The organism is Naasia sp. SYSU D00948 (assembly GCF_017916515.1).
In the GTDB taxonomy this organism is placed as follows: Bacteria; Actinomycetota; Actinomycetes; order Actinomycetales; family Microbacteriaceae; genus Naasia.
In genome coordinates this window covers 2,879,106-2,904,410 of the sequence record NZ_JAFMTA010000001.1, presented here as the reverse complement: position 1 = coordinate 2,904,410, position 25,305 = coordinate 2,879,106, and the positions used below count along the sequence as shown (strand labels likewise).

Below are 25,305 nucleotides of genomic sequence, written 5' to 3'. Positions count from 1 at the left end.
CCCGCCAGGACGAGCAGTGCCGTCCCAGTTAGGGGCACATCGATCTCTGCATCTTCTTCGTAGTCTCGCCGGTGACTCTCCCCGCGCGTGGCGGCGGCCTGCATAACAGCCCGCGGCGGCCCTCCTGCCCGCAGAGCCAGCTAGCCTTGATCGGATGTCCGTGAGAAGCGAGGAGCAGCCCTTCCTCGACGTCCGTGACATCACGCGCCTCGTCGGGCCGGCCTCGTTCGCGCGAGGCCAGGAGTACGCCTCGCGGGGCGCCGTCCTCGACACCACCTGGGACGCCGACAGCCAGATCCTCGTTGGCCACGTGGCCGGCACCTCTCCTCTCCCCTATGAGAGTCGGATCCGCTTTCGCTCCTCGAACCCGCAGGACGTCGTCAGCTCCTGCACCTGCCCAGTCGGCGGCAACTGCAAGCACGTCGCCGCGACCCTCATCCGGCGGAACCTTGCCACGCTTCAGGACCGGCTGACCGAGACTTCCCGCAGCACGAAGTCCGCTCCGGTGCCCAGCGAGCCACCGCCGATCACAGAGGGGCCCAGCTGGAAGAGCGCGATTGCCGCCCTGACTGCTGCCGGTGTGGCCAAGGGCACCGGAAAGCTGCGCCCCCTCACCCCGTTGGGCCTCCTCTTCGAGCTGCGCGAGATCGGCTCCCTCCGCGACCGCTGGCGCGGCGAGTCCGCAAAGCCGGTCGACGTCCGCACTCCGCAGAGCGCCGACATCCGCCTCGGCGTCCGCCCTGTCACCCTCAGCCCGTCCGGGAACTGGGTCCGCAACGTCAACTGGGGCAACTTCGCCCATCAGGGCGGCCGCCTCGAAGTGAACCCCGACCACCAGAGCTGGCTCGCCCAGCTTGCCGCGCTGCACCGCTCGAGCCGCGCTTACTACGTTCACTCCGAGCCCGAGTGGCTCTACCTCGACGACCTCGCCAGCCCGCTCCTGTGGACCCTGTTCGACACCTCCGACGAGGTGGGCATCAGCCTGATCACCGATAAGAAGGGCAGCCTGGTCGGAATCGGCCGCGAGGCCACCGTCGCGCTCGAGGTCGTCTCCTCGAACACCGACGGGGCGCCCGCGGACCTGCACGTCTCCCCCGCGGTCCGGATCGACGGCGCGCCGCACGCGATCGAGCGCACTCGGCTCGTCGGCGACCACGGCATCTACACCTGGGACTTCGACCCCGCGCCGAGGATCGCGCTCGCGCCGACGGCCGTGCCGGTAACCACCGAGCAGCGGAACCTCCTCGCCAACGCCTCCACGGTCGTCATCCCAGCCGCGGACACCGAGGAATTCCTCTCCACCTTCTACCCGACCCTCCGCCGCAGCGTCCCGGTGACCAGCCCGGACGCCTCCGTCGACCTCCCGCAGCCGGTCGCCCCCACCCTCGTCCTCACCGCCACCTACGCCGCCGGCCACAAGCTCCGCCTCGACTGGGGCTGGGACTACGCCGGCACCCGCGCTGCCCTCGCCGCCGACGCGACCAGCGCCGCCCTCCGCGATCCGGCGCTCGAGCGCGAGCTGCTCGAGCGGGTGAAGGCGGAGCTGCCCGAGGTCGCCGTCGTGCCGTCGATGCAGCTCGAGGGCATCGATGCGGCGGAGTTCACCGCCGAGCAGCTCCCCCGCATTCGCTCCGTGGACGAGGTCCGCGTGAACGTCGTCGGCACGCCGCCCGACTACCGCGAGCTCGTCGGTGCCCCGTCCCTCGCGGTGTCCACCGTCGAGACCGACAAGCGGGACTGGTTCGACCTCGGCGTCAACGTCAAAGTCGACGGCAAGACCATCCCGTTCACACCGCTGTTCACCGCCCTCGCGAAAGGCGCCAACAGGCTCCTCCTCACCGACGGCTCCTACCTGTCGCTGCGCCAGCCCGTCTTTGACCGCCTCCGCGAGCTCCTCGCCGAGGCCGCCGAGCTGGACGAGTGGGAGAGCGGGCTCCGCATCAGCCGGTACCAGGCGAGCCTCTGGGAGGACTTCGAGGACCTCGCCGACTCGACCGAGGAGGCCGTCGCCTGGCGGGAGTCCGTCGCCGGGCTGCTCGGCCTCGCCGGCGAGGAGAGCGTCGCCGCCACTCCCCCGCCCGCCGGCCTTGCCACGACCCTGCGCCCGTATCAGCAGGAGGGCTTCGACTGGCTCGTCTTCCTCTGGCGGCACTCGCTCGGCGGCGTCCTCGCCGACGACATGGGCCTCGGCAAGACGCTGCAGACCCTCGCCCTCGTCGCCCACGCCGTCGAGGCGACGCCTGAGCAGGAGCGGCGGCCGTTCCTCGTCGTCGCGCCCACCTCGGTCGTGTCGAACTGGGTCGCCGAGGCGCGGCGCTTCGCGCCCGGTCTGTCGGTCGCGGGCATCACCGAGACGGAGAAGAAGTCCCGGATCCCGATCGCCGATGCGGTCCGCGGCGCCGACCTCATCGTCACCTCGTACGCGCTGTTCCGGCTCGACTTCCCGAGCTACCAGGTCCTCCCCTGGGCGGGGCTGATCCTCGACGAGGCGCAGTTCGTGAAGAACGCGGAGTCGCAGGCGCACGAGAACGCGGTCGCGCTGCCGGCGCCGTTCAAGCTCGCGATCACCGGCACGCCGATGGAGAACTCCCTCACCGACCTGTGGTCGCTGTTCAAGATCGTCGCGCCGGGGCTGTTCCCGTCGGCGCGGCGGTTCCGTGAGGAGTACGTGCGGCCGATCACCGCGGGCGGCGGCGCGGACCGGCTCGCGCTCCTGCGCCGGCGCATCCGTCCGCTGATGGTGCGCCGCACCAAGGAGCTCGTCGCCTCGGACCTGCCGCCGAAGCAGGAGCAGATCCTCTCCGTCGAGCTGTCGCCGCGGCACCGGAAGCTGTACGACACGGTGCTGCAGCGGGAGCGGCAGAAGCTGCTGGGCCTGCTCGCCGATATGGATCGGAACCGGTTCATCGTCTTTCGCTCGCTCACCCTGCTGCGGATGCTCAGCCTCGACGCGTCCCTCGTCGACGAGAAGCACGCGGGCATCCCGTCCGCGAAGCTCGACGTGCTGTTCGAGCAGCTGGTGGACGTCCTCGCCGAGGGGCACCGGGCGCTGGTGTTCAGCCAGTTCACGTCGTTTCTCGGTCTGGCGCGGGCGCGGTTCGAGAAGGCGGGCATCCCGTACGAGTACCTGGACGGGTCGACTCCCCGCCGCGGCGAGGTGATCGAGCAGTGGCGGAACGGGTCCGCGCCGGTGTTCCTGATTAGCCTGAAGGCGGGCGGGTTCGGGCTCAACCTGACCGAGGCCGACTACGTGTTCCTGCTCGACCCGTGGTGGAACCCGGCCGCCGAGGAGCAGGCGATCGACCGGACGCACCGGATCGGGCAGACCCGGTCGGTGAACGTCTACCGGATGGTCGCGATGGGCACCATCGAGGAGAAGGTGATGGCGCTCAAGAAGCAGAAGGCGCGGCTGTTCGACGCGGTGATCGAGGATGACGCGAAGTTCTCTTCGGCGTTGACCGCGGAGGACATTCGCGCCTTGCTCTAGGAGTGATTCTCTCCTCTGAGACGCACGTCCGGGGCGGTGCGGCTCGCAATCTGTCGGCTGACGGCTTCCAAGCCTGTCTCATCGCTCAGTCAACTTTGTGGATCGTAAAGTGTGGGTCGATGAACGACGAACCGAACTGTGGTCCTGCCACGATTGAAGATCTCGAGCGTTTGACGCAGATGGTCCTTGACGCGCAGGCCCGCGTGCCGAGCTTGATCGTCGCGCTGCGCCAAGAGGGCCACACCTGGGAACGGATCGCGCGTGCGGCTGGCATGACGCGGCAGGGCATCGAGCGAATTGCGAAGCGTGCGAACGGCGGCAAGGTGCCGGTGCCAAGGGGTCGCGCCGCACGCCCTATGGAGCCGGAGGCCCGCGGCACGTTGGGTTCCGATGTGGACGGCCCCCTACGGCAAGCTGAAGAGCCGGCCCCGGGCACGCAGGTCGGACGGCCACGAAAAAGTAAGGCGGAAGTCGTAGGCACTGTTTCCGGCTATGTCAATCACGGATTACGTGACCAGAAGTCTCGGCGCGCATGGGCGGACTACATCAGCGCGCGACCCCGCGCTAAGTGACGGCGCGAATGCGTTCCTTTCGCCCATTCCATCGCCGTAGCTGAACGAGGACAACGCCCAGTTCCGCCGGCGCTGACCGGGGAGGACATCCGGAGGTTGCTCAAAGACTGACTTCAGGGGAGGGCAGCGAGAGCGGATGTCAGTCGTGTTTGCGGCGTCTCCAACATTGCCTCGACGAGGGACTCGACCTGTCGAACGAGCGCGGCCGGCGGCAAGTCGAGATCGAGCGCATGTCGGACGATGGCAACATCGGCACTGCCGACGAAGATCCGGCCTGTCGGGCTCTCTCCTTTGGCATAGACAAGGTGGGCCTCGCTCAGCCCGTGGGACACGGCGTAGGTCAGCGCCTGATAGACGTCCGCGTTCGGGAAGCCGCTCGGCTTCTCCAGTTTGTACTTCGCGTCCGCGACGCCCACGACCGTTCCGCCTCGACGCAGAACGAGGTCTGGACGGATCTGCACAATCCCTTCGACGTCCAGATCTGAGGAGTCCTGCAGAGCGAGGTCGTGGTTCAGGGAAGTTGCTGCGCGCCGCATGGTCTGCGAGACGAACTGTTCGAACAGTGTCGACATCGTCACGAGGAAGCCAGTTCCCGTGGCACCTCCCAACTCATGCTCCAGGGACGAGTCGTTCAGCACCAGCCGCGCCAGCGAAAGCGCCGACTCGTAGTGTCGATTCAGCCGCGAGATCACGACGGCCGGAGGCGCCACACCACGGGAAACCTCGCTCACACCGACGAAGATCCGGCGCAAGGCGAGCAAAGCGTTACGGACGTGCTGCGGAAGGCTTCCGAGAGCCAACAGTCGCATCAACGCCGTAAGCAGGATCCGATTCTCGGGGATGTCGGAGGTGAAGTCGTCGTAGGTGAGCTCGACCGGAATGGGCTGGCCCGGACGGCTCCGCAGTTGGCGTGACACATCCCATCTGCCGCGAATTGTGGGTTCGGCTACCTCGACGGAGCGATAGCCCCTCATGACGCCGTTCCGAGTTGCTGCGCTGGTGAGCCGGACCAACGTTGTCGCGACGACTGTCGCGAAATCGTCGCTCTCGTCGGCCGAGATCGACTCGTCGCGCCATGCCACCTGTGCCTCACCGAATCCCAGCATGAACATCAGTGATCGGATGGGAACCTTGGGTGAGATCAGCACCTCGTCGCGACCCAGCCGGAATCCGCCGATCCGGCGGACCGATGTCACAAGCCAGGAGTCGTCGCGGACGGTGGGTTGCACGTCCGCCACGCGGAGGCGCATGAGTTCGAGCGCGAGCGCGCGTGGCATCGCGATCTCCTGCGTAGCGCTTGCCTCCTCAAGCCGGACGATCACTCTGCGGCGCTTCCTTCGCCTTCGTTGCTCGGGCCGCCGGTGCGCCGGGCTGCGATCGCCGACTTGATGGCAGCCAGACCATAGCGGTCACCGACGTCCACGCCATCGCCGAAGTGAAGTTCGCTGAGAAGGGGGAGGATCTCGGTCTCCCAGACCACACTGAGATCGGCTTCGTCCTCTGCCTTCATGACGTAGCTCGGCCCGATCTTGAAGGCATCGTCAGCGATTCGGGAGTTCAGTTCGGCGAGCAACTCGGCGACATTCTTGCAGCCGTTTCGTTCACTCCAACTCCTGATCACGCCGCGGACCGGATCCTTTTCTGGATGAAGTTCGCGGAACGCGAACCGACGACGCATCGCAGCGTCGAGGAGCGCAATCGAGCGGTCACTCGTGTTCATCGTGCCGATGATGTAGACGTTCGCAGGCAGGGTGAACTTCTCGGGTGCTCCCGACGCGTCTCGCTGACCGTAGAGCAGCGTGATGGCCTGGTCACGATATTCCAAAAGGAAGTAGAGCTCGCCGAATATCTTCGAGAGATTGCCCCGGTTGATTTCGTCGATTACGAGGACGTAGTTGTACTCGGGGTTGTTCCTGGCCTGCTCGGCGATGATTCGCAGCGGCCCGGGACGCAGCTCGAAGGAGAGGACTCCGTCGGCGTTCGAGACAGGGCGGAAGCCTTCGAAGAAGTCCTCGTAGCTGTAGGACGGGTGGAACTGCACGAGAGATGTCGTGTCCGTGCTGCCCGACAGATAGCGGCCGATCGCCTGCGCGATGTAGGTCTTCCCCGTGCCCGGCGGTCCGAAGAAGATCAGCTGCTTCCGCCGTTCCAGCAGCTCGATGGTCGAAGACAGCCAGTCCGCGTCGATGTGGAGGTGGTCGGCGAGCTCGTCGATCGTGAGCTCGGCCGGCTGCGGCGGCGTTTCCACGTCAACCGGTTCCTCACCGTCGGCTGGAGCCAGTGAAGCCGGGTCCCACACCGAGCGGAGCGGCTCCTGGTAGAAGTTCGCCGGCCCTTGATTCTTCTCCTGGATGGCCAGGGTTATCCGATGAATGTCTTCGTCGAGGTCACCGGATGCCGAGTCAATCTCGCCGACGAAGGCATCCCGGATTCGCTGCTTGTGCCGCTCGGAGACTATGGGCGAGAAGTAGCTCGGATGCACCAGGTAGAGCAGGGAGTTGCGCTGGGATGGGAAGGCGGGCCCGGGAACAGCGCGCACCAGGGCGCGCCATGCCTTCGGGTTCTCGAGCGCTTCTTCCTGCTCCTCGGGTGTGAGCTCGAACCAGGCGTGGAGCAGGCGCACGATGATCTCGACTCCATCCGGGAGCATGTTCTGCATCGCCGGGCCGGGATTGAACGAGCCGCCCTGAAAGGCCTGCGCGATGTCGGCCGGCACCTGAACAGGGTGCTCCATCAGGTCGAGCACTCGCTTCACGCGGTCGAGCTTGGCGCGCTCGCCCATCTGCTCCTTGATCGGAAGGAACTGCAGCGTGACGATCTCGGCCATCAAGAGCCGCGCATCCTCGTCGACGTCCGCGAGCTGGCGTTCGAGTTTGTTGAGGAACCCCGTCTCAGCGCCTTCCTCCGCGAGCGCGAAATGCTCGACGAGCTTCGCCGCGTTGGGCGCCGTCCAGATATTGCGGGTGGGCGCGAAGACCGAGGTGCCTTCCTTCAGCCCCCGGTTGACGAACTCGAGGGCGGCAGCCAAGACCCGCTCTTGATCTTCGTCACTGGGCAGGACAACACTCCGAAGCCGCTCCGCCCGTGAACGGTTCCGGTCACGCACCCATGCGGAATAACGAGCGCGAGCCTCCGTCGTCAGTTCTACCGGATCCGCATACTGCTCCAGCGCGGCAAGTCCTTCGGGCGTGATGCTCCAGAGCCCACGACCCGAGGGGACTTTGATCAACCAGCCCGCCTTTGCGAGATCGTCCGAGATCCATCGGACATTGACGACTCCCCTGCTGCTGCCCGAGGCGAGGATCTCGTTCTCGTCGCCCTCGAGGGGGATCCGGCGGAGGACCAAATCAAGAACGTGAGCGCGTTGGGCCGGCTGCTGGTCAGCCCCTAGATCACGCAGAACGGCGAGCATCTCGCGAGTGCGCAATGGGCGATTTGTGCGTGCGTTCATGATTCCTCTCAGAACGAAGACGACTGGAAGCAGTCTGCGGGCAGTTCGCGCGTGTCCCCCCGGGTGCCCCGCCTGTGACACGGGCAACGGTTAGAGAACGGCCCCGATCAGTTGGGAGACCGGGGAAAACTGTTCAAGTAGCGCCGATACATTGCGCGGCCTCCGAAAACCCTCCGAACGGGTGTGCCGGGTTCCTCAGCGGGCTCGCGGTCAAATCCCCATCGGTTCTGGCCCGCGTCCCACGGCTGCTCGGAGGGGATCCGTCACCCCTCCTCCGGCCGCTCCTCGCGTTCACCGCGCGGGCGGAGCGCTCGCTCTGCAATCCCGAGAGCCAATCTGCCCGTAGCCGTCCGCGCGCGGTCGAGGGTCTCGTTCCCGAGCCTCTTAGCCGCGTCGACGCCGTCCGCTCCGGTCTCGAGCACGTTGTCCCTCGCTTCGGCGGCCGCCTCCAGCCATCGTTTGGCCTGCAGCGACTCGTGCTCGCTCTCGATCCCGAGCCATCCGTGGAAGCGCATCAAGGCGCTCGCAACGCGGTTCGCCGAATTCACTGCAGAGCGTGCCTTCCCCGGATGCAGGAGGACGCGCTTGTTCGCCTTCGCGGCAACCGCATTCACGCGCCCCAGCAAGTTTTCGGTGCTTCGCGCAATGAGATGCAGGCGATTCTGCCGAGCCGCCCTCAGAGCGAGGCGATGCTCGTCCAGCTCACTCGCGGCCGCGTCGAGCACGCGGTCGAGCTCGAGTACGGCGATCGCATCCTGAAGCTGGAAGCACCGGGCCAGAACGGCGAGCCACTCCTCTACCTTGGACGCAGCCTCCGACGACTCCCTGGCGAGCTCACCAAGGTCGGATTCGCGCTCCATCTTCTCGGCGAGTGCGTCGACCTGCCGCAGCGCATAACCCTGCGTGCGCGCCACGGTCAGAGCAGTTGCCTGCACCTTGGACCAGGTCACTTCGGGGACGCGTCCCCTCTGCTCGCGGATTGTCATGCCTTCGGCGATCACGATGTCGACGCCGATCATGTCCGCTAGCACAGCGTCCTTCTGGGCGCGGAGCACGTCGTCGACCTTCCCGTCGATCGTCGCGAGATAATCCGTGATCTCGTCCATGGCCTGTTGCAACGCGACCTGCGACATGATCCCGGCCGCGCTGGACAGAACAGCAGGGTTTGTGAGGAGCGAGCCAGGCGCGCTCACGAACTGGACGATTCCCTTGATCTGACCGCCCTTCGCCTGCACAACGCCCATGCTCAGTCCGGTTTTCGAACTGGTCATAAGTCCGTACTTATCGATCAGCTGCGCCGACTCCTTCGTCAGCTTCACCCAGCGGCCCGAGTTCGCTGAGATCTCCGAGCCGACCCTGATCGCAGCAGCGGCGGTGCCGATGGAACCGTTGAGCCGGTCTAGTCCGAGGTCCTTCGACGAGAGGCCCTCCGAGGTCAGGAACCGTTCGATGGTGCTCGAGTCCCCGATCACCGCCAGGCCGTCGCCATCACTGATCAGCTGAATTCCGTCACTCATGCCCTATCCCCACCTGCATCACTTGCCGGCTGTGAAGCTATCGGCCACGACGCCGAAGCAGGCGAGAGGCGCGCCGGATCGCGCCGCGACGTGTCGGAGGACGTCGCGAACTGGGGACTGGCAGGGGGGTGGACGAGGGCGGAACGCGTGCGCGCCCCACTGCCTCCGCACCCTGCTGCAACTCGCCGCCGCCGACTCCGTATGCGCGAACTTCTCCCGACTGTGACATGGGCGAAACAAGGCCGCCGTAGCGTCTGAATCGATCAGTTCACATACCTCGAAGGGGACGCGGAATGACGGCATCGTGGAAGATCGGCATGTTCCAGTGCGCGGGGCTCATGGGCGCGTGGAAGCTGCCGGACAACACCTCCACCGAATTCCTCGACCTGAACCATTGGCTGACGATGGCGCGCCGCTGCGAGGAGGCCGGAGTCGACTTCCTCTTCTTCGCGGACGACTACGGCTACCCGGTTGTGGGCGACGCGATCCCGGCCAACGCCATCCGGGGCGGTGTGCAGTTCCCGAAGGGCGACCCGACGGCGATCCTGCCGGCCCTGGCCGCCGTCACCGAGAAGCTCGGGCTCGTCACGACGCTGTCCACCATGGTCGAGAAGCCCCCGATGGTCGCCCGCAAGATGGCGACCCTCGACCACATCACGAACGGGCGCATCGGCTGGAACATCGTCACCGGCGCCGGCCAGAACGCCTCCGCCCGGCTGTTCGGAATCCCGCTGACCGATCACGACGTGCGCTACGAGATCGCCGCCGACCACGTCGACCTGTCGCTCAAGCTCTGGGAGGGATGCTGGGACGACGATGGCCTCGTCGTCGACCGGGAGGCCGGCGTCTACGCCGACCCCGACAAGGTGCGCGAGATCGAGCACCACGGCCCGCACTTCTCGGCCAAGGGCGTCCTCACCGTGCCGCCGGGTCCCCAGCGCACGCCCGTCCTCTTCCAGGCGGGAGCATCGGCCCCCGGTCGCGATCTCGCCGCGAAGTATGCGGAGGCGGTGTTCCTCGCGGCGGAGGTTCCGGCCCTCGCGGCGCAGATCGCGGACATCCGCCGGCGCGCCGAGCAGTACGGCCGGGACCCGGGATCGATCAAGTGCTTGATGGCCGGCACGTTCATAGTGGCCGAGACCGAGGAGGAGGCCCGGGCGATCCGCGAGCGGCAGACGGCGACCAAGAGCCTCGAGGACGCGGCGGCCGCGTACGCGTTCTTCACCGGCCTGGACCTGTCGGCGATGGACGCGGACAAGCCGATGGACCCAATCGTCGCGAGCACGCAGACCGGTCGCACCAACGTCGAGCGTTTCCTCGGCCCGAATGCGCCGACCGTGCGGGAGATCCTCGAGGAGTTCCAGCGCAACAACGTGATGGGCGCGCCCTTCATCGGCAACGCGCAGCAGGTCGTCGACCAGGCGGAAGAGGCGATCGCGGCGACCGGCGCCGACGGCTTCCTGGTGCAGCCCGACCACACGGGGACGTTCGACAGCTTCCTCGATCTCGTGATGCCGGAGCTGCGGGTACGCGGTCTCGTCGAGACGGATCTGCCGACGATGACTCTGCGCGAGCGCCTGCTTGACACCGGGACGCCGCACCTGGCCCCCGAGCACCCGGGGGCTTCCTTCCGCAGGGACGCCCGCACCCCGGCGTGAGCTCTAGGGGCTCCGCGTCGGAGGCGCGCGGCATCCCGAGTGCTGAGTGGATCAGGGCGGCCGGCGGCAGAGACGAAACTTGGCGTCGACATTTCCCGCGCGGGTCGAGCTACTGCTCGTCACGGACTGCCGGAAGATGGCGGTCCTGCCTGTGGCCTCAATTGGGGCCGCCCCTTTACTCCCGATCTCCGATGTACTCGAAGAGTCGTCGGGGGGCGACGGGAACGGGGCAGCCATGTCGGACTTGCGCGAGCGCATCCCAGCTCAGTCGTTGATGCAGCGCACCCTAGAACTGCACCAGCGGAGCTTGTACGCCCCGAGCGACGAGACGCTGTCCTGGTACAGGGGCGCCCTCGGCGAGATGGCGGTCGCCGGCATCCTCGAGTGGCTCGGGGACGGCTGGACGGTGCTGCACTCGGTTCCCGTCGGTGACGGCGACACCGATATCGACCACGTCGTCATCGGACCGGCCGGCGTCTTCACCATCAACACGAAGAGTCACCCGGGCCAGGACATCTGGATCGGCGGACACGGCCTGCTGGTGTCCGGACGACGGACGAACTACATCGGCCTCGCCACAGCGGAAGCGGCGCGCGCCGAGCGCCTGCTCACCGACGCCTCGGGCTTGGTCGTGCCCGTAACGCCCCTGATCGTCCTCGTGAACCCCGGCAGGCGCACGGTGAAGGCGGCTCCCGAAGGTGGTGTGCGCGTCGTCGCCGACTGGGAGCTGCTCGGTTCCCTCGAGGGCCGTCCCGTGTTCAGCCAGGAGCAGGTCGACCGCATCGTCGCTGCCGCTGTCAGACCGGAGACGTGGCACGCTTCCGGCGCTTCCGACATCGATACTCGGACGCTTGCCATTCAGTTCGACGCCATCGTGGCCCGTGAACTGCACGGCGCGGTGCCGGCGCCGCTGGACGGCGCTTCGGCGGCCCTACCTCACGAGGCACGGCAGCCGACCAAGGCGCGGGCTCGTGCAGCTCAGCCGGCCACGCCCCGCAGGAAGACCGCGACCGGATCGAGGCGTCGCTCCGGGCGGAGCTCCGCCCTCGTGAAGCTCGCCGGCATCGGCGTCGCGATCTGGATGATCTACGGAGTCCTGATTCCCGCGGTCCAGGCCTCGCTGACACGGTGACCTCGCAGGAGCACTGCGTGTCCGCCGGCGGTGCCAAGCGTCAACGGCGCCGGCCGGATGGGGTCGCCCTCACCGTCGGCAACTGCGCGCCCTGAGCAACCCGCTTCGTCAGCCCCACACCGGCGACGGAACCGCCGCAGGCGGCAGCGTCACGCCGGAAACCGCCAGCGGCGTCGCTTCCCGGAACTCCGACAAGGACGTCCGATCGACGATCCCCGCGTCCGATCCGAGCCCCGTCGCGACGAGGCTCCCGCACGCGATCCCGAGCTCCGCCGCCTCCGTCACGGACGCGCCCTCGACGAGCCCCGCGATGAGCCCAGCGCTGAACGCGTCGCCACACCCTGTGGTGTCCACGACGTCGACCTCGTACGCCTGAAGCCGCTCGTCGATCGATTCCCTCGTGCTGATGCTGACGCCCTCGCCGCCCATCGTGATGATCACCGTCGAGACGCCCGCGTCGAGGTAGAAGTCGATCGCCTCCTGCCGAGTCGACGCGCCCGCGAACGAGAGAGCATCCTCCAGGCTCGGCAGCACGTAGTCCACGTACGGGAAGCACGGCAGCAGTGCATCGGGGTCCGACGCGGCCCCGGTCGGGATGAAGTCCATCGTCACGGTGATGCCCCGCTCCTTGGCGCGGCGCAGCAGGTCGGCGCTCGGCGCACCGTCGATGCCCGGGAGGAGGCAGGACCCGCCGAGGTGCAGCACCTCGACGCCGTCGAGTGCCTCGTCGGGCACGTCGTCGGCGGTCAGCGCCGCGTTCGAGCCGATCACATGGAGGGCCGGGCGGCTGCCGTCCGGGCGGATCGGGAGCATCGTCGCGGAGGTCGGGTGGGTGGGGCTGACGCGCAGGCGGTCGCAGCCGACCCCGGCGGACGTCATCGTGCGCGACATGAACTCACCGAGCGCGTCGTCGCCGACCACGCCGACGGTGTCCACCGAGACGCCGAGCTTCGCGAGATTCACCGCGGTGGCGGCCGCCGTGCCGGCGACGGTGAGGCGGATCTCGTCGAGGAGGGCGATGCCCTGGCCCTCGGGGATCGCGGAGACGTATCGCCCCAGCACGTCGGCCACGTGCAGACCCACCGTCAGTACCTTCGCCATCGCTCTCCTTCAGTGATCCCGGTGATTCTTCGGTGATCCGCCGGATCCGCCGGTCTCCCAGTGATCCGCCGGCAGAGCCTAGTGCCCGCCCGAGACCGCGACCGCACCCACCGGCGCGACGACGCCGGACGCACGCCCAACGTGTCGCAATGTGACGCCCGCTTTGGTCCTCGTTAGACCCGGTTCCTAGCCTTCAGGGAGCAGCGGACGCTCGCTGCGCCAGACCCTGCACCCCGCGCATCGCACCGCGCGAGCACCGAAGACCACGAGGACCGACATGATCCGCAAGCACCGTTTCGCCTTCACCGGGGCCATCCTGGCCGCCGGTCTCGCCCTGACCGCCTGCAGCGCGAGCAGCGGCCAGACCGCCGGCTTGGGCGAGGGCGGCGGCGACCAGCCGCTCGCCGGCAAGACCATCGGCGTCGCCGTCGTCGGCACGCAGCACTTCTGGGACCGTGAGGCGTTCAACGGCGCGGTCGAGCGGATCGAGGAGCTCGGCGGCACCGTCCTCACCACGGACGGCGGACGCGACAACACCGTGCACGCGCAGAACCACGAGGTGTTCCTCAGCCAGCAGGTCGACGCCGTCATCACGATCCTCGGCGACGACGCCGTCGAGCCGAAGCTCGCCGAGCTGAAGGACGCGGGCATCCCCGTCTTCGGCGTCGACCGCGACTCCCCCAGCGCCGTGAACAACTCGCAGTCCGACAACGAGGCCGCGGGCGAGGCGATCGGCAACATCCTCGGCGAGGCCATCGAGGGCACCGGGAACGTCGCCGTCTTCAACGCCTTCGGCGAGTCCCTCGAGTTCTGCGGCGTCCGCTACGACTCGTGGCGCGAGGCGCTCGAGACCAACTTCCCGGACGTCACCATCCTCCAGCCGGAGCTCGCCGAGGAGTTCGCGAACTCCCCCGAGGACGCCCGCCAGCAGACCCTCTCCCTGCTTGAGCGCTACCCGGTCGGCGAGCTCGCCGCCATCCACGTCGCCTGCTGGGACCAGCCCGCCATCGGCGTCGTCCAGGCCCTCGAGGAGGCCGGCCGCACCGAGGTGAAGGTGACCGCTATCGACGCGGGCCCCGACACGCTCGAGATCATGATGGAGGAGGGCAGCCCGTTCGTCGGCAACGTCGCGCAGCAGCCCCGCAAGATCGCGACCGTCGCGGCCGACAACGTCGCCGCCTACCTCTCCGGCGAGGAGATCGAGCGGCAGAGCTACACCGAGGTCTTTCCGGTCGCCGGGCCCGAGCAGGCGCGGGAGGTCTACGAGCAGCTGGGCTACGACAAGGAGTAGCCGCACCACCGGATCGAGCAGCCGAGTTCCCCCGTCCTCCCGCGGGGGAACTTCGGCGTTTCCCCCAACGTGAGGACCACGAAGTGACCGTCGACGAAGCCCCGCCCGGCACCCCGGTGCTGGAGATGGCCGGCATCTCGAAGACCTTCCCCGGCGTGAAGGCCCTCGACGACGCCGGCCTCACCGTGCGGCCCGGCGAGGTGCACGGCCTCGTCGGCGAGAACGGCGCAGGCAAGTCCACGATCATCAAGGTGCTCGCCGGGATCTACGCGCCCGACAGCGGGACGATGCGGGTGGACGGCGAGGAGCTCGCGCACGTGACGCCGGCGGCGGTCCGCTCCCGCGGCATCCGCTTCGTGCACCAGGAGCTGCAGCTGGTGCCCACCTTCTCGGTGACCGAGTCGGTGTTCATGGGCGCCGAGCTCGTCGGTCCCCTCGGAGTCCGGCGCCGCGAGATGCGGACGCGCGCGGAGCGGATCCTCGAGGAGGTGCTCGGGACCGCCATCGACGGGCGGCGGCTGATCCGGGACCTCGGACCCGCGGAGCGCAAGCTGGTGCAGATCGCCCGCGCGCTCGTCCAGGAGGGGCCGCGCCTCGTCGTGTTCGACGAGCCGACCGCGCCGCTCGCCGCCGCCGAGGGCGAGCGCGTGCTGAGCGCGATCCGCCGGCTTCGCGATCAGGGCATCGCGAGCCTCTACGTCTCGCACTACCTGGGCGAGATCACGGAGATCTGCGACCGGGCGACGGTGTTCCGCAACGGCACCGACGTCAGTGTGGTCGACCCCATCGTCGAGTCGTCGGGCCGCGAGCTGATCCGCCGGATGATCGGGCGGGACGTCGACCAGCTCTTCCCGGAGCGGAAGAATCGCGCGGATCGGAGGGACGAGGGCGACGGGGAGAACGGGCAGGACCGCGACGCCCGCGGCGACGGGATCGCCCTCAGCGCCCGCGGCCTCGGCGACGGCGCGACCTTCGCGGACGTCTCGATCGACGTCGCGCGCGGCGAGATCGTCGGCCTCACCGGGCTGCTCGGATCGGGCACGGCCGAGGTCGTCGATACCGTCGTGGGCCTCCGCCGGCACCGCACCGGGAGCATCCGCATCGCCGGCCGGGACAGCGGCATCGCGTCGCCCGCCGACGCCCTCGAGGCCGGCCTCGTGCTGATCCCCCGCGACCGGCGCCACGACGGGCTGGTGCTCGAGCAGAGCGTGGAGACGAACCTCAACCTGTCCACCCTCGGCCGAGCGTCGCGGCTCGGGCTGCTGAGCTCGAAGCTCCTCGCCTCGCGGTCGGACGGGCTCATCCAGAAGCTCGACATCCGGCCCGCCGATCGGACGGCGACCACGCGGCTCCTGAGCGGCGGCAACCAGCAGAAGGTCGTCCTCGGCCGCGCCCTGGCGGCGGACGCCGGGATCCTCGTGCTCGACGACCCGACGGTGGGCGTCGACATCGGCGCAAAGCAGGAGATCTATCGCCTCGTCGCGGGCCTCGCTGACGAGGGCGCCGCGGTGCTGATCGCGTCCAACGACCCGCTCGAGGTGCTCGGCCTCTGCGACCGGATCGTCGTCATGGTTCGCGGCCGCGTCGTGCTCGACGTGCCCGCGTCCGACCTCACCCAGGAGGAGCTCATCTCCCACATGACCGGCAGCGCCGCGGGCGACCCGACCGCCGACGCGAGAACCGCAGCCCCGGCATCCGCCCCGGCCTCCGCGGACACCGCGATCGCCGACCGCGCCGATGGCAGCGCCTCATGAGCACGGACACCACGACGAGGCCGAGCGCCGGACCCTTCGCCACCGAGTCGACGGGCGCCCGGGTGCTCCGCTTCGCGATTCGCCGCGGGCCGCTGATCCTGTTCGCCGCGGTGTGCGTGTACCTCGCGCTGGCGTCCCCGTTCTTCCTCACGCAGGCGAACATCCTGTCGAGCCTCGAGCAGACCGCGCCGATCGCCGTCGTCGCGTTCGGCCTCGCGATCGTCGTGATCGGCGGCGGGGACGACGTGGTCTCGGGCGGCATCGACCTCTCGCTCCCGGCGTCGGCGGCGCTCGCGACCGTCATTCTCAGCGACCAGCTGACCAACCGCGGCGCGGGCCTCCCCCAGGCGTTCCTGCTCGCTCTGCTCGCCGCGCTCGTCGTCGGCCTCGTCAATGCGGTCCTGGTCACGGTGGTCGGGCTCAGCGCCATCCTCGCCACCCTGGCGACCTACGTCGCGGTCGTCGGCGTCACGCGCGTCGTGAGCGAGAACCGGCGCATCGACGTGACGGATCCCGCGATCCTCTACATCCGCGACGAGGAGCTCCTCGGCCTCCCGGTCGCCGTCTGGATCATGCTGCTCGTCTTCGCGGTGGTCGCCTTCCTCGTCCACCGCACCCGGTACGGGATGAACCTGCAGGCCACCGGCGGGAACCTGGACGCCGCGCGCTCGGCCGGCATCCGGACCACCCGGATCGTGGCGTCGACCTTCGTGCTCGCGAGCGTCGCGGCCGCCGTCGCGGGCGTCCTGCTCGTCGCGCGCGGCTCGGGCAGCAGCCCCGGCATCGACGAGCGGCTCCTCGTCGACATGATGCTCGCGACGTTCATCGGCGCCGCGTTCTCGCCCCGCAACGTCGTGAACGTCCTCGGCGCGATGCTCGGCGCGACCTTCGTCGCCCTGCTCTCGAACGGGCTCGTCCTGACCCGGGTCAACAACTCCTGGATCGACGGCTGGAAGGGCGTGCTCATCCTCATCGTCGTGGCCGCGGCCGCCCTGCAGCACCGGGAGCGCAAGTGACGACCACCGACACCCGCCCCGGCCTCGTCGGCGCCCTCCGCTCGAGCGGATCGTGGATCGCCCGGTACGCGTTCCTCGCGGCCTTCGCGGCCCTCTTCGTGTTCTTCAGCGTCCAGGCCACGTCGTTCCTGAGCGGCAGCAACCTCCTGAACGCGCTGCAGGGCAGCATGATCCTGCTGCTCATCGCGCTCGCGCTGACCCTCGTGATCTCGTCGGGCGGCATCGACCTCTCGGCGGGCACGGCACTCGACTTCGGCGCCTGGTTCGCGATCGCGGCGATGGCGACCTACGGACTGCCCTGGCCGCTCGCCGTGCTCTGCGCCCTCGCGGGCGGTGCGCTCGTCGGCTCCGTCAACGCGTTCCTCATCGTGACGCTCGGGGTGACGCCCTTCCTCGCGACGCTCGGCACGTTCTTCATCGGTCGCAGCCTGCAGCAGATCGGCACGGGCGGCGGCGCGAACATCAACTACCGGGATGCGCCCGAGGGTTTCCGCGCCCTGACGAGCGGCTCGACTCTGTTCATCCCGAACGAGGTCCTCCTCGTCGGGATCGTGCTCGTCGTGTTCTATCTGTACCTGCAGCGCTCGAAGCACGGCGTCCGGATCGAGGCGATGGGGCTGCAGGACAGCGCCGCCCGCACCGCCGGCCTCCGCACGCGCCGCTACCGGGCCGGGATTTACATCGCCGCCGGGGTCACGTGCGCCGTCGCGGGCATCCTGCTGAGCTCCGGACTGCGCATCTACACGCCGATGGCCGGCTTCTCGTACCTCCTCGACGGGATCGCCGCGGTCTTCATCGGCGCCTCGATGCACCCGCGGGCGCGCCCGAACGTCCTCGGCACGCTCGCCGGCGTCCTGTTCCTGAGCATGCTGAACAACGGGCTGGACCTGCTCGGGCTCGATTTCAACGCGAAGGCCGCCCTCCGCGGTCTCGTGCTGCTCGTCGCCCTCACGCTCGCCTTCCTCATCGCCAAGCAGGCGAGGCGGACGACCGCGGTGCGGGCCGCGGCGATCGGATGACGGACCGCACGCCGGTCGTCCTCGGCATCGACGCGGGCACCACGTCGGTGAAGTCGGTGCTCTTCTCCCCCGACGGTGGGATCCTCGCCCTCGCCCGCTACTCGGTCGCGGTCACGCGCGAGGACGGCGGCGTGGCCGAGAGCGACATGGACGAGGTGTGGCGCGCGACGGTGCACACGATTCGCGAGGCGCTCGCGGAGGTGCCCGGCGCCGACGTCGTTGCGATCGGCGTGACCGGCCAGGGCGATGGCGCGTGGCTGCTCGACGCCGACGACCGTCCGGTCCGCAGCGCGGCGCTCTGGATGGATGGCCGGGCCGGGGATCGCGTCCGCGGCTGGTTCGAGGACGGCCGCGCCCGCGCCGTGCACGAGGCGACCGGATCCCCGCTCTTCGCGGGTGCGCTGCCGGTGCTCCTGGCGGAGCTCGCGGAGACTGAACCCGAGATCGTAGGCCGCGCCGCCCTGCACCTCAACTGCAAGGACTGGGTGCGCTTCCGGCTCACCGGCGAGAAGGCAACGGACCCCTCGGAGGCGTCGCGCACGTACCTCGACACTCAGGAGATCGGGTACTCGGACCGGCTGTTCGCGGAGCTCGGGCAGGAGGAGCTGCGGCGCCTGCTGCCTCCCGTGCAGGACCCGTACTCGGTGGCCGGGACGCTGAGCGATCCTGCCGCGCGTGAGCTGGGCCTTCCGGCCGGCATTCCGGTCGCCGTGGGCCTGGTCGACACGGTGGCCTCCGCCGTCGGGCTCGGCGCCGTCGAGGCCGAGACGGGCTTCATCGTGCTGGGCACGACCGGGACCGTCGGCGTCACCCACGCCTCCCGCGACGGCCTCAAGACGGACTTCGGCATCACGCTCGCGACCGGTCGCGGCACCCAGGTGATCGAGGCGTTCTCGACGATGAGCGGCACGCCCAACCTCGACTGGGTCCGCGCGACGCTGCGGCTCGAGGACGCGGACTGGCGCACGGTCGAGCGGTCAGCGGCTGCGGCTCCCCGCGGATCCGGAGGCGTCCTGTACCTGCCCTACGGCTCGCCCAGCGGCGAGCGCGCCCCGTTCGTCGACCCGGACGCGTCCGCCAGTTGGCACGGCATGAGCGTCACGACCACCCCGGGCGAGCTGCTCCGCAGCGTCTACGAGGGTCTCGTGCACTCGCTCACGGAGTCGCTGGACCTGCTCGAGCTGCGCGGTCCGATCGCCGTCTGCGGCGGCGGGTCCGACTCGGACCTGATGTGCCAGATCCTTGCCGACGTGTCGGGACGGCCCGTCCGGCGCGGCGATGCCGAGGTGGGCGCGCGGGGCGCGGCGATCGTGGCGCTCGTCGCGTCCGGGCAGGTCCCCGACCTCGAGACTGCGGTGGAGCGGATGTCGTCGGGCACGACGACCTTCGAGCCGGACCCCGACGCCCACGCCTACTACGCGGCAGCGCACCGGGTGTTTCTCGACATCCGGGACTCGGCGCGCGCGCAGTGGGAGGCGTTGCGGGCGCTGCGGTCCTGACGCGGCGCTGCGGCGACACGGATCTGGAGGAACTGCAGAGCCGGAGGACCTCAGGACAGAGGACCTGCACGGATCCGGAGGACCTGCACCGATCCGGAGGATCTGCGCGGATCCGGAGGATCGGGCGACATGCCGAGTCGGGCGGCCGTTGACCTCGGCGTGGCGGGCGAATCTCCGGATCCGTGCTGGACGGGGCCGCGGACGGGATCTCGTCACCGGCGGAGACGCGGCATGCAGCCGGATCTCCTGATCCGTGCAGACCTGGCGTTGGGAACTTGATCCGCGGGCTCAGGCCGTCCCCGGCGCCCTGTCCGAGCACGCAACGGGACTGCGACAGACTGGAGAGTCGGCGACCAGCGACGGAAGAGGGAGCAATCGTGACAGCGGCAGGGCAACGTCCGCACATCCTCATCACTGCACCTTTCAGTGAGGGTGCCGTGGCGGAGCTCCGCCGGCGCTTCGACGTCACCGTCCTCCCGCCTTCACGGGCCGGCGGGCCGCTCGCCGACCGCGTTCCCGCGGCCGTGCTCGCGAGCACCGAGGTCCTTGTGACGGAGCTGGACGAGGTGGACGACGCGACGCTCGACCTCGCACCCGGACTGCGACTCGTGGTGTCCTGCCGTGCCAACCCGGTCAACGTCGACCTCGCCGCGTGCGCGCGCCGCGGCATCCCGGTCGCCACGACCCCGGGGCGCAACGCCGAGGTCACCGCCGACTTCACCTTCGCGCTGCTGCTCGCGACGGTCCGGCACCTCTCGTCCGCCGAGAGGTGGCTGAGGGCGGGCAACTGGTCCGAGTCGGACGTGTTCGAGTCCTATGAGAAGTTCACCGGCATCGGGCTCGGCGGACGCATGCTCGGCATCCTCGGCGGCGGCGCCGTGGGCAGCCGCGTCCTGCGACGGGCGCGGGCGTTCGGGATGACGGTCAAGGTGTACGACCCGTTCCTGCCGGCTGACGCCTTCGGCGAAGAGGCGGACGTGGTGGACCTCGACGAGGTCCTGTCGACGGCCGACATCGTGAGCGTGCACGTGCCGCTGACCCCGGACACCGAGGGGCTGCTCGGCCGCCGCGAGCTCGCACTCCTGCGTCCTGATGCCTACCTGATCAACGCGGGCCGGGCGGCGATCATCGACGAGGGGGCGCTACGGGAGGTGCTGCGCGAGAAGCGCATCGCGGGCGCCGGCTTCGACGTCTTCCACCGCGAGCCCCTGTCGCCCGACGACGAGCTGTTCGGTATGGACCACGTCACGCTGACCCCGCACATCGCGGGCTCATCGGCGGACGTGGTGGTCGAGCACTCGCGGATCGCCGTCGAGGCGATCACCGCCTGGGGCGACGGCCGTCCGATCCCGGGCCTCGCCGCAGCTCCCGCCTGACGCACGGCGCCCACCGAGCCCTCGAGATGCCACCTGGTGCTGCCATCTAGCGGTTCTGACAGCACCAGGTGGCATCTCGGCGGGAAACGCGGTCGGCGGGATTGTGGTCGGCCCGAACCGCGGTCGGGATCCGACGTCGCGGACTCGGTCAGGGCCAGCGGAGGTTGGCGAACGGCAGGGCCTCGTGCTCGTCCCAGAACTCGGCGAGGAGCTCACGCTGCACGTCCCTCACCTCGGCCGCGGGCACGGGCATCCACGCGACGAGGAGGCGGTGGCGGTCCCAGAGCTGCCAGAGGTAGCGGCCGCCCCAGTGCCCGACGGGCTCGCCGGCGGCGAAGCGCCTCAGCTGCTCGAGCCGACTGCGCAGGGTCGCCTCGCTCTCGCCGTTCCCGGTGCCGCCCACGTAGAGGAGCTGCGCGTCCGGTACCCACGCATCGTCGAGGGACGCAACCGGCACCGAGGGGTCGTGACCCTTGAACCAGCCTCCGACGCTCTCGGCGCGGAACGCAGGCTGGTTCCCGTCCTCGCGGAGCACGACGTAGACGCCCGGCTCGGCCGGCACGGTGGCGGTCGCGAGGTCGGCGACCGGGACGAAGCCCGCGAATCCGGCGTTGGTCAGGCTCTCCTGCGTCAGCGTCATGGGACGAGCCTAGAAGCCGGCGGAAGGGATCCGGATGACGCTAGCCGCGCAGCATGCCCCGCACGCGCTCGACCTCCTCGTCGAGCTCGTCGCGCTGTCCGGTGGTGAGCGGCGCGAACAGCTCCAGCTGGACGTCCTCGTTCCGCCAGCGCCACAGGCCGCCGATGAATCCGTCGACGAGGACGACGCTCGCGACCCCGCCGCTGCTGCCGAGCCATCGGGCGCGCGCCTCCGGCGTCGTGATCAGCGAGCGGTCGGCGTGGGAGAGCCAGACGTTGTCGTACGTCCCGAGCATCCGGACGGGCGCGGGCTCGTCCGAATCGCCGTAGGGCGCGCCGGGCAGGTCGAAGCGCGTGCGGCCGTCCGCGCCCGGCACCTCGACGAGCTCCTCGCGCACCGCCTCGAACACCGGACCCAGCTTGGTGACGCCGGACCAGGCCGACATGTCCGCCGGCGTCGCCGGGCCGAACGCGCGGAGGTAGCGGCGGACGAGCTCGCGCACGTCCGGCTCGCGCATCGGCCGGCCGAGGTGATGCTCGAGGGTCTGGTAGACGAGTCCCCCCGATCGGCGCCAGAGGCCGCGCGGCGGCAGCTGGACCAGGGGTACGTGCTCGCGGGCCCGCTGCGCGAGAGCGCGGGCCGGCACGCCGGGGAACTCCTCGGCGAGCCTCTCCCCCAGCCCCTTCGCCGTGACCGGCCCGTCGTCGAGGATGCGGCGGGTCGCCGCGACGAGATCCGGGACCGGCACGCCGCGCGCCTCGCGGTTGGTCTGGTTGGCGCCGCTGATCCGGTCGAGCACGGGCTGGACCCACGGCCGGAGCACCAGCGCGTCCTCGGCCGCCAGCACGTGGACCGTCCCGCGCATGGTGAGCAGCCGGACCGCCTCTCCCCGCTCGATCGCGCCGGAGAGCTCGGCCGGGTCGAAGGGGTCGAGGCGGGCGGCGAGCGCCAAATACGGCGGCAGGCTGTCCTGCCCCTGCAGGCCGATGAGGTGCCGCACCAGATCCAGCGTCGGCATCGACGTGCGCTCGAGCAGCTGCTGCCGGCGCAGCAGCGTCCGGTTCAACGCCCGCACCGTGAGCATGCGCTCAACCTAGCGACCGACGCGAAACGGCAAAGCCGTCCGTCGACGCCGCAAGAGCGGACTGTGCAGGGATCTCGAACGCCGCAGGTCCCCGGGTCTACGATCGCCTCATCCGGCAGGGTGGCCGGATGGGGTGCGGGAGGTTTCAGCGATGGGACGCGGCGGCGGCATCAGCCTGGTAGGCATCATCTACCTCCTCATCGGCGTGGTCGTCGCGAGCTTCCGCGGCTACCTCGTCGAGTGGAACATCGTCGGCAACCTGATCGAAGGGATCCTCGCGATCCTGGTGTGGCCGGTGATCCTGCTCGGCGTCGACCTTCACCAGCTCATCGCCTGAGCCGGGCCGGCGAACCGGCGCCCTTCTCCCACGACAGGCTCGCAGTGGGCCCGCGCACGACGAAGCGTCCGGTCGCCCCCGGGTGAGGAGGACGACCGGACGCTGGGATCCGTGACGGCGTCAGAAGCGCCAGGCCGGGACCGAGGTCAGACGCGACGGGTGCTCGCGCCGCGCCGGCGCGAGACGGCGAGGTAGATCACGAGCACGAGGATCGCGCCGATGATCGAGCCGATGATGCCCGCGGGCTGCAGGAAGCCGCCGGCCGGGTCCGCGCCGAACAGCAGGAATCCGAGGAATCCGCCGACGAACGACCCGACGATGCCGAGGACGATGGTCATCCCGATCGACATGTCCTGCTTGCCCGGCACGACCAGACGTGCGATCGCGCCCGCGATGAGGCCGATGACGATGAGGCCGAGGATCGTCCAGATCAAACCCATGATGTCCGCCTTCCCTAGCGCACGCAGTGGCGTGCGGTTCCGCCCGGACGTGTGCCGGGATACGGGTAAATCAACCACCCTTCAAGGTGTTTGACTACACCCTTGCGGGGGGTAGCGTCTTGCCCTATGGCGGCCCTGAGTAAGCCGATCTGCGTGGCACTCGTCAACGACTACGACGTGGTGCTCATCGGGCTCGCCCACATGTTCGACAAGTACAAGGACCGCATCGTCGTCGCCGAGATCGACGCCAACCACGCGGTGAACGACGAGGTCGACGTCGTCCTGTACGACTCCTTCGCCCAGCCGGAGTCCGGAGCCGAAGCCATCGAGGCGATCGTGCGGAACGCGCGAGGACGCAAGGTCGCGATCTACACCTGGAACTTCGCCCCCGAGCTGATCGAGAACGCCCGGAAGCAGGGCGTCGACGGCTACCTCTCGAAGACCATGCCCGCACGCGAGCTCGTCGCGGCGATCGAGCGCATCGCCGCCGGGGAGCAGGTGTTCCAGGAGCCGCCGCCGCGTGCCGGGACGGCCATGGGACTCGACTGGCCGGGGCGCCGCGAGGGCATCACCGACCGGGAGTCCGAGATCCTCGCGCTCATCACGCAGGGCAAGAGCAACGCCGAGGTTGCCCGGATCACCTACCTCAGCCCCAACACGGTGAAGTCCTACATCCGCAGCATCTACCGGAAGATCGGCGTCGAGAGCCGGACTCAGGCGGTGCTGTGGGGCGTCGACCACGGCTTCGCACCGGACTACCACCGGATCGACCACTGGCAGGGCGGGCCGTAAGGCTGCAGAACCGGGCGTGACACGCCGCCGCCCTCAGCGGCCGCGTGGAGCGAGGGATGCCACAGTGACGGCATGGAGCTCACCAACGAAGACGTCGCGCGAGCGATCTCCAGCCACCACTTCGAACCCGCGATCCCCCGGCTCGCCGACGACATCGTCTGGACCCTCGTGGGTGAGCAGCCGCTCGTCGGCAAGGACGCCGTCGTCGCGCTGCTCGAGGCCACCGAGGCGGAGCTGAAGGGCACCCAGACCGAGTTCGAGCGCTTCCGGTCCGTCGCATCCGGCGACACCGTGGTCGTGGACAGCATCGCCCACTACGTGGACTCGACGGGCGACCGGTCCGAGGTCGCGTCCTGCGACATCTACGACTTCGTCGAAGGGCAGATTACGGAGATCCGCTCCTTCAACGTCGAGCTGCCGAGCTGACACCAGGCCCCGCCGATCGCGGACGGCCGCGCACGCGTCAGCTGCTCGGGCCTCCCCCCAGCCGCCGCCGAGCCGGCGTTCCCCGCCGCCCGAGCAGGCGGCCGACCACGACGGCGAGGGCGCGCCAGCCGAGGAAGAACACTCCGAGGACGACGGCGGTGACCACGACGAAGGACGGCGCGGTGCCGCCGCCGCTGAGCGCGCGGAGGGCGAGCCCGAGCACGAGGGTCGCGAGCCAGACGACGGCGCCCGACCGGAGCACCGCGAACGGCGGCTGACCGGAGCGCAGCAGCCAGCCCGTCTGGAAGCCGACGAGGAACGGCAGCAGCGTCGTGACGAACCCCGCGAGGCCCTCGCCGTGGCTCGCGCGTCCGATGAGCACGAACGCGACGAGCAGGACGACGTCGATCGCCCAGGCGAGCACGGGACGGGAACGTGGCGACATCCCGTCCACGCTAACCGGGCCGGGCCGGGGAATGACTGAGCCGGTCGCGCCCGCTACGCGACCGGCTCTCGCCGCACCGTCAGTCGGTGAGGTACCAGGCGGGGTCCTCTTCGGTCCCCTCGTGCCACGGCCACTCGACCAGGTCGAGGTCGGGGGTGATCAGCGGGGGAAGCCCGGACGGCTCCCCTGTCCCGACGATCGCAGCCCGCCTGTCGGTAACGATGTCCTGCATGACCACTCCCTTCCTCATACCCGGCGTCCCGAACGC

At 69.4% G+C, this 25,305-nt stretch carries 22 protein-coding genes; 13 read left to right on the top strand and 9 right to left on the bottom strand.

From position 1 onward, the window contains the following. Positions 1–154 precede the first annotated feature (154 nt). Together J3P30_RS13555 and J3P30_RS13550 are read left to right on the top strand one after the other, a co-directional pair. Complete coding sequence (locus J3P30_RS13555; RefSeq protein ID WP_210481535.1) at positions 155–3,487, top strand: DEAD/DEAH box helicase; 3,333 nt, start codon at positions 155–157, stop codon at positions 3,485–3,487. A 119-nt stretch (positions 3,488–3,606) separates the two neighbouring features. Next, positions 3,607–4,059: a hypothetical protein gene (locus J3P30_RS13550; RefSeq protein ID WP_210481534.1), complete on the top strand. Its 453-nt coding sequence runs from the start codon at positions 3,607–3,609 to the stop codon at positions 4,057–4,059. 113 nt (positions 4,060–4,172) lie between these two features. Here the strand turns inward: J3P30_RS13550 and J3P30_RS13545 are convergent, their stop codons facing one another. From J3P30_RS13545 to J3P30_RS13535, 3 genes are all read right to left on the bottom strand, one after another. After that, positions 4,173–5,381 (bottom strand): McrC family protein, encoded by a 1,209-nt coding sequence (locus J3P30_RS13545; RefSeq protein ID WP_210481533.1) that lies wholly within the window; start codon positions 5,379–5,381, stop codon positions 4,173–4,175. Then, the gene (locus J3P30_RS13540) at positions 5,378–7,510 is read right to left on the bottom strand and encodes an AAA family ATPase (protein ID WP_210481532.1); all 2,133 of its coding nucleotides are present in this window, start codon (positions 7,508–7,510) and stop codon (positions 5,378–5,380) included. The genes J3P30_RS13545 and J3P30_RS13540 overlap by 4 nt, the downstream gene beginning before the upstream one ends. A gap of 263 nt (positions 7,511–7,773) precedes the next feature. Continuing rightward, a complete protein-coding gene (locus J3P30_RS13535) occupies positions 7,774–9,027 on the bottom strand; it encodes a hypothetical protein (RefSeq protein WP_210481531.1) in 1,254 nt (417 codons plus the stop codon). A gap of 293 nt (positions 9,028–9,320) precedes the next feature. On the opposite strand from J3P30_RS13535, the gene J3P30_RS13530 reads away from it, so the two are divergent. Together J3P30_RS13530 and J3P30_RS13525 are read left to right on the top strand one after the other, a co-directional pair. Further along, on the top strand, positions 9,321–10,685 hold the full coding sequence (locus tag J3P30_RS13530) for an NtaA/DmoA family FMN-dependent monooxygenase (protein ID WP_210481530.1): 1,365 nt from the start codon (positions 9,321–9,323) through the stop codon (positions 10,683–10,685). Between the two features lie 307 nt (positions 10,686–10,992). Beyond that, positions 10,993–11,817 carry a nuclease-related domain-containing protein gene (locus J3P30_RS13525; protein ID WP_210481529.1) on the top strand — a complete coding sequence of 275 codons (825 nt, stop codon included), beginning with the start codon at positions 10,993–10,995 and terminating at the stop codon, positions 11,815–11,817. Between the two features lie 108 nt (positions 11,818–11,925). Here J3P30_RS13525 and J3P30_RS13520 read toward each other — a convergent pair whose 3' ends face one another. Further along, the gene (locus J3P30_RS13520; RefSeq protein ID WP_210481528.1) at positions 11,926–12,918 is read right to left on the bottom strand and encodes a carbohydrate kinase family protein; all 993 of its coding nucleotides are present in this window, start codon (positions 12,916–12,918) and stop codon (positions 11,926–11,928) included. Between the two features lie 277 nt (positions 12,919–13,195). Here J3P30_RS13520 and J3P30_RS13515 point away from each other — a divergent pair, with 277 nt between their 5' ends. From J3P30_RS13515 to J3P30_RS13490, 6 genes are all read left to right on the top strand, one after another. Next, on the top strand, positions 13,196–14,209 hold the full coding sequence (locus tag J3P30_RS13515; RefSeq protein WP_210481527.1) for a sugar ABC transporter substrate-binding protein: 1,014 nt from the start codon (positions 13,196–13,198) through the stop codon (positions 14,207–14,209). A gap of 83 nt (positions 14,210–14,292) precedes the next feature. Next, entirely contained in the window at positions 14,293–15,963 is a 1,671-nt protein-coding gene (locus tag J3P30_RS13510; RefSeq protein ID WP_210481526.1) for a sugar ABC transporter ATP-binding protein, read from the top strand. After that, positions 15,960–16,979: an ABC transporter permease gene (locus J3P30_RS13505; RefSeq protein ID WP_210481525.1), complete on the top strand. Its 1,020-nt coding sequence runs from the start codon at positions 15,960–15,962 to the stop codon at positions 16,977–16,979. Before J3P30_RS13510 ends, J3P30_RS13505 begins: the two co-directional genes overlap by 4 nt. Then, on the top strand, positions 16,976–17,998 hold the full coding sequence (locus J3P30_RS13500; RefSeq protein ID WP_210481524.1) for an ABC transporter permease: 1,023 nt from the start codon (positions 16,976–16,978) through the stop codon (positions 17,996–17,998). Before J3P30_RS13505 ends, J3P30_RS13500 begins: the two co-directional genes overlap by 4 nt. Continuing rightward, on the top strand, positions 17,995–19,497 hold the full coding sequence (locus J3P30_RS13495; protein ID WP_210481523.1) for an FGGY-family carbohydrate kinase: 1,503 nt from the start codon (positions 17,995–17,997) through the stop codon (positions 19,495–19,497). Before J3P30_RS13500 ends, J3P30_RS13495 begins: the two co-directional genes overlap by 4 nt. A gap of 182 nt (positions 19,498–19,679) precedes the next feature. Then, positions 19,680–20,873 carry an NAD(P)-dependent oxidoreductase gene (locus tag J3P30_RS13490; protein WP_307807508.1) on the top strand — a complete coding sequence of 398 codons (1,194 nt, stop codon included), beginning with the start codon at positions 19,680–19,682 and terminating at the stop codon, positions 20,871–20,873. Positions 20,874–21,021: 148 nt separating this feature from the next. Here the strand turns inward: J3P30_RS13490 and J3P30_RS13485 are convergent, their stop codons facing one another. Together J3P30_RS13485 and J3P30_RS13480 are read right to left on the bottom strand one after the other, a co-directional pair. Beyond that, positions 21,022–21,513 (bottom strand): hypothetical protein, encoded by a 492-nt coding sequence (locus J3P30_RS13485; RefSeq protein ID WP_210481521.1) that lies wholly within the window; start codon positions 21,511–21,513, stop codon positions 21,022–21,024. A gap of 40 nt (positions 21,514–21,553) precedes the next feature. Further along, positions 21,554–22,597: a winged helix DNA-binding domain-containing protein gene (locus J3P30_RS13480; protein ID WP_210481520.1), complete on the bottom strand. Its 1,044-nt coding sequence runs from the start codon at positions 22,595–22,597 to the stop codon at positions 21,554–21,556. A 151-nt stretch (positions 22,598–22,748) separates the two neighbouring features. Here J3P30_RS13480 and J3P30_RS13475 point away from each other — a divergent pair, with 151 nt between their 5' ends. Then, positions 22,749–22,934, top strand: a complete 186-nt coding sequence (locus J3P30_RS13475) for a hypothetical protein (protein ID WP_210481519.1) — start codon at positions 22,749–22,751, stop codon at positions 22,932–22,934. Positions 22,935–23,080: 146 nt separating this feature from the next. On the opposite strand, the gene J3P30_RS13470 is transcribed toward J3P30_RS13475, so the two are convergent. Continuing rightward, positions 23,081–23,368 (bottom strand): GlsB/YeaQ/YmgE family stress response membrane protein, encoded by a 288-nt coding sequence (locus J3P30_RS13470; protein WP_210482011.1) that lies wholly within the window; start codon positions 23,366–23,368, stop codon positions 23,081–23,083. Positions 23,369–23,500: 132 nt separating this feature from the next. Here J3P30_RS13470 and J3P30_RS13465 point away from each other — a divergent pair, with 132 nt between their 5' ends. Then, positions 23,501–24,166 carry a response regulator transcription factor gene (locus tag J3P30_RS13465; protein ID WP_210481518.1) on the top strand — a complete coding sequence of 222 codons (666 nt, stop codon included), beginning with the start codon at positions 23,501–23,503 and terminating at the stop codon, positions 24,164–24,166. A gap of 72 nt (positions 24,167–24,238) precedes the next feature. After that, positions 24,239–24,592, top strand: coding sequence for a nuclear transport factor 2 family protein (locus J3P30_RS13460; protein ID WP_210481517.1), 354 nt, complete (start codon positions 24,239–24,241; stop codon positions 24,590–24,592). 37 nt (positions 24,593–24,629) lie between these two features. On the opposite strand, the gene J3P30_RS13455 is transcribed toward J3P30_RS13460, so the two are convergent. Both J3P30_RS13455 and J3P30_RS13450 read right to left on the bottom strand, forming a co-directional pair. After that, a complete protein-coding gene (locus tag J3P30_RS13455) occupies positions 24,630–25,037 on the bottom strand; it encodes a DUF3054 domain-containing protein (protein WP_210481516.1) in 408 nt (135 codons plus the stop codon). Positions 25,038–25,116: 79 nt separating this feature from the next. After that, entirely contained in the window at positions 25,117–25,269 is a 153-nt protein-coding gene (locus J3P30_RS13450; RefSeq protein WP_210481515.1) for a hypothetical protein, read from the bottom strand. Positions 25,270–25,305: the final 36 nt, after the last annotated feature.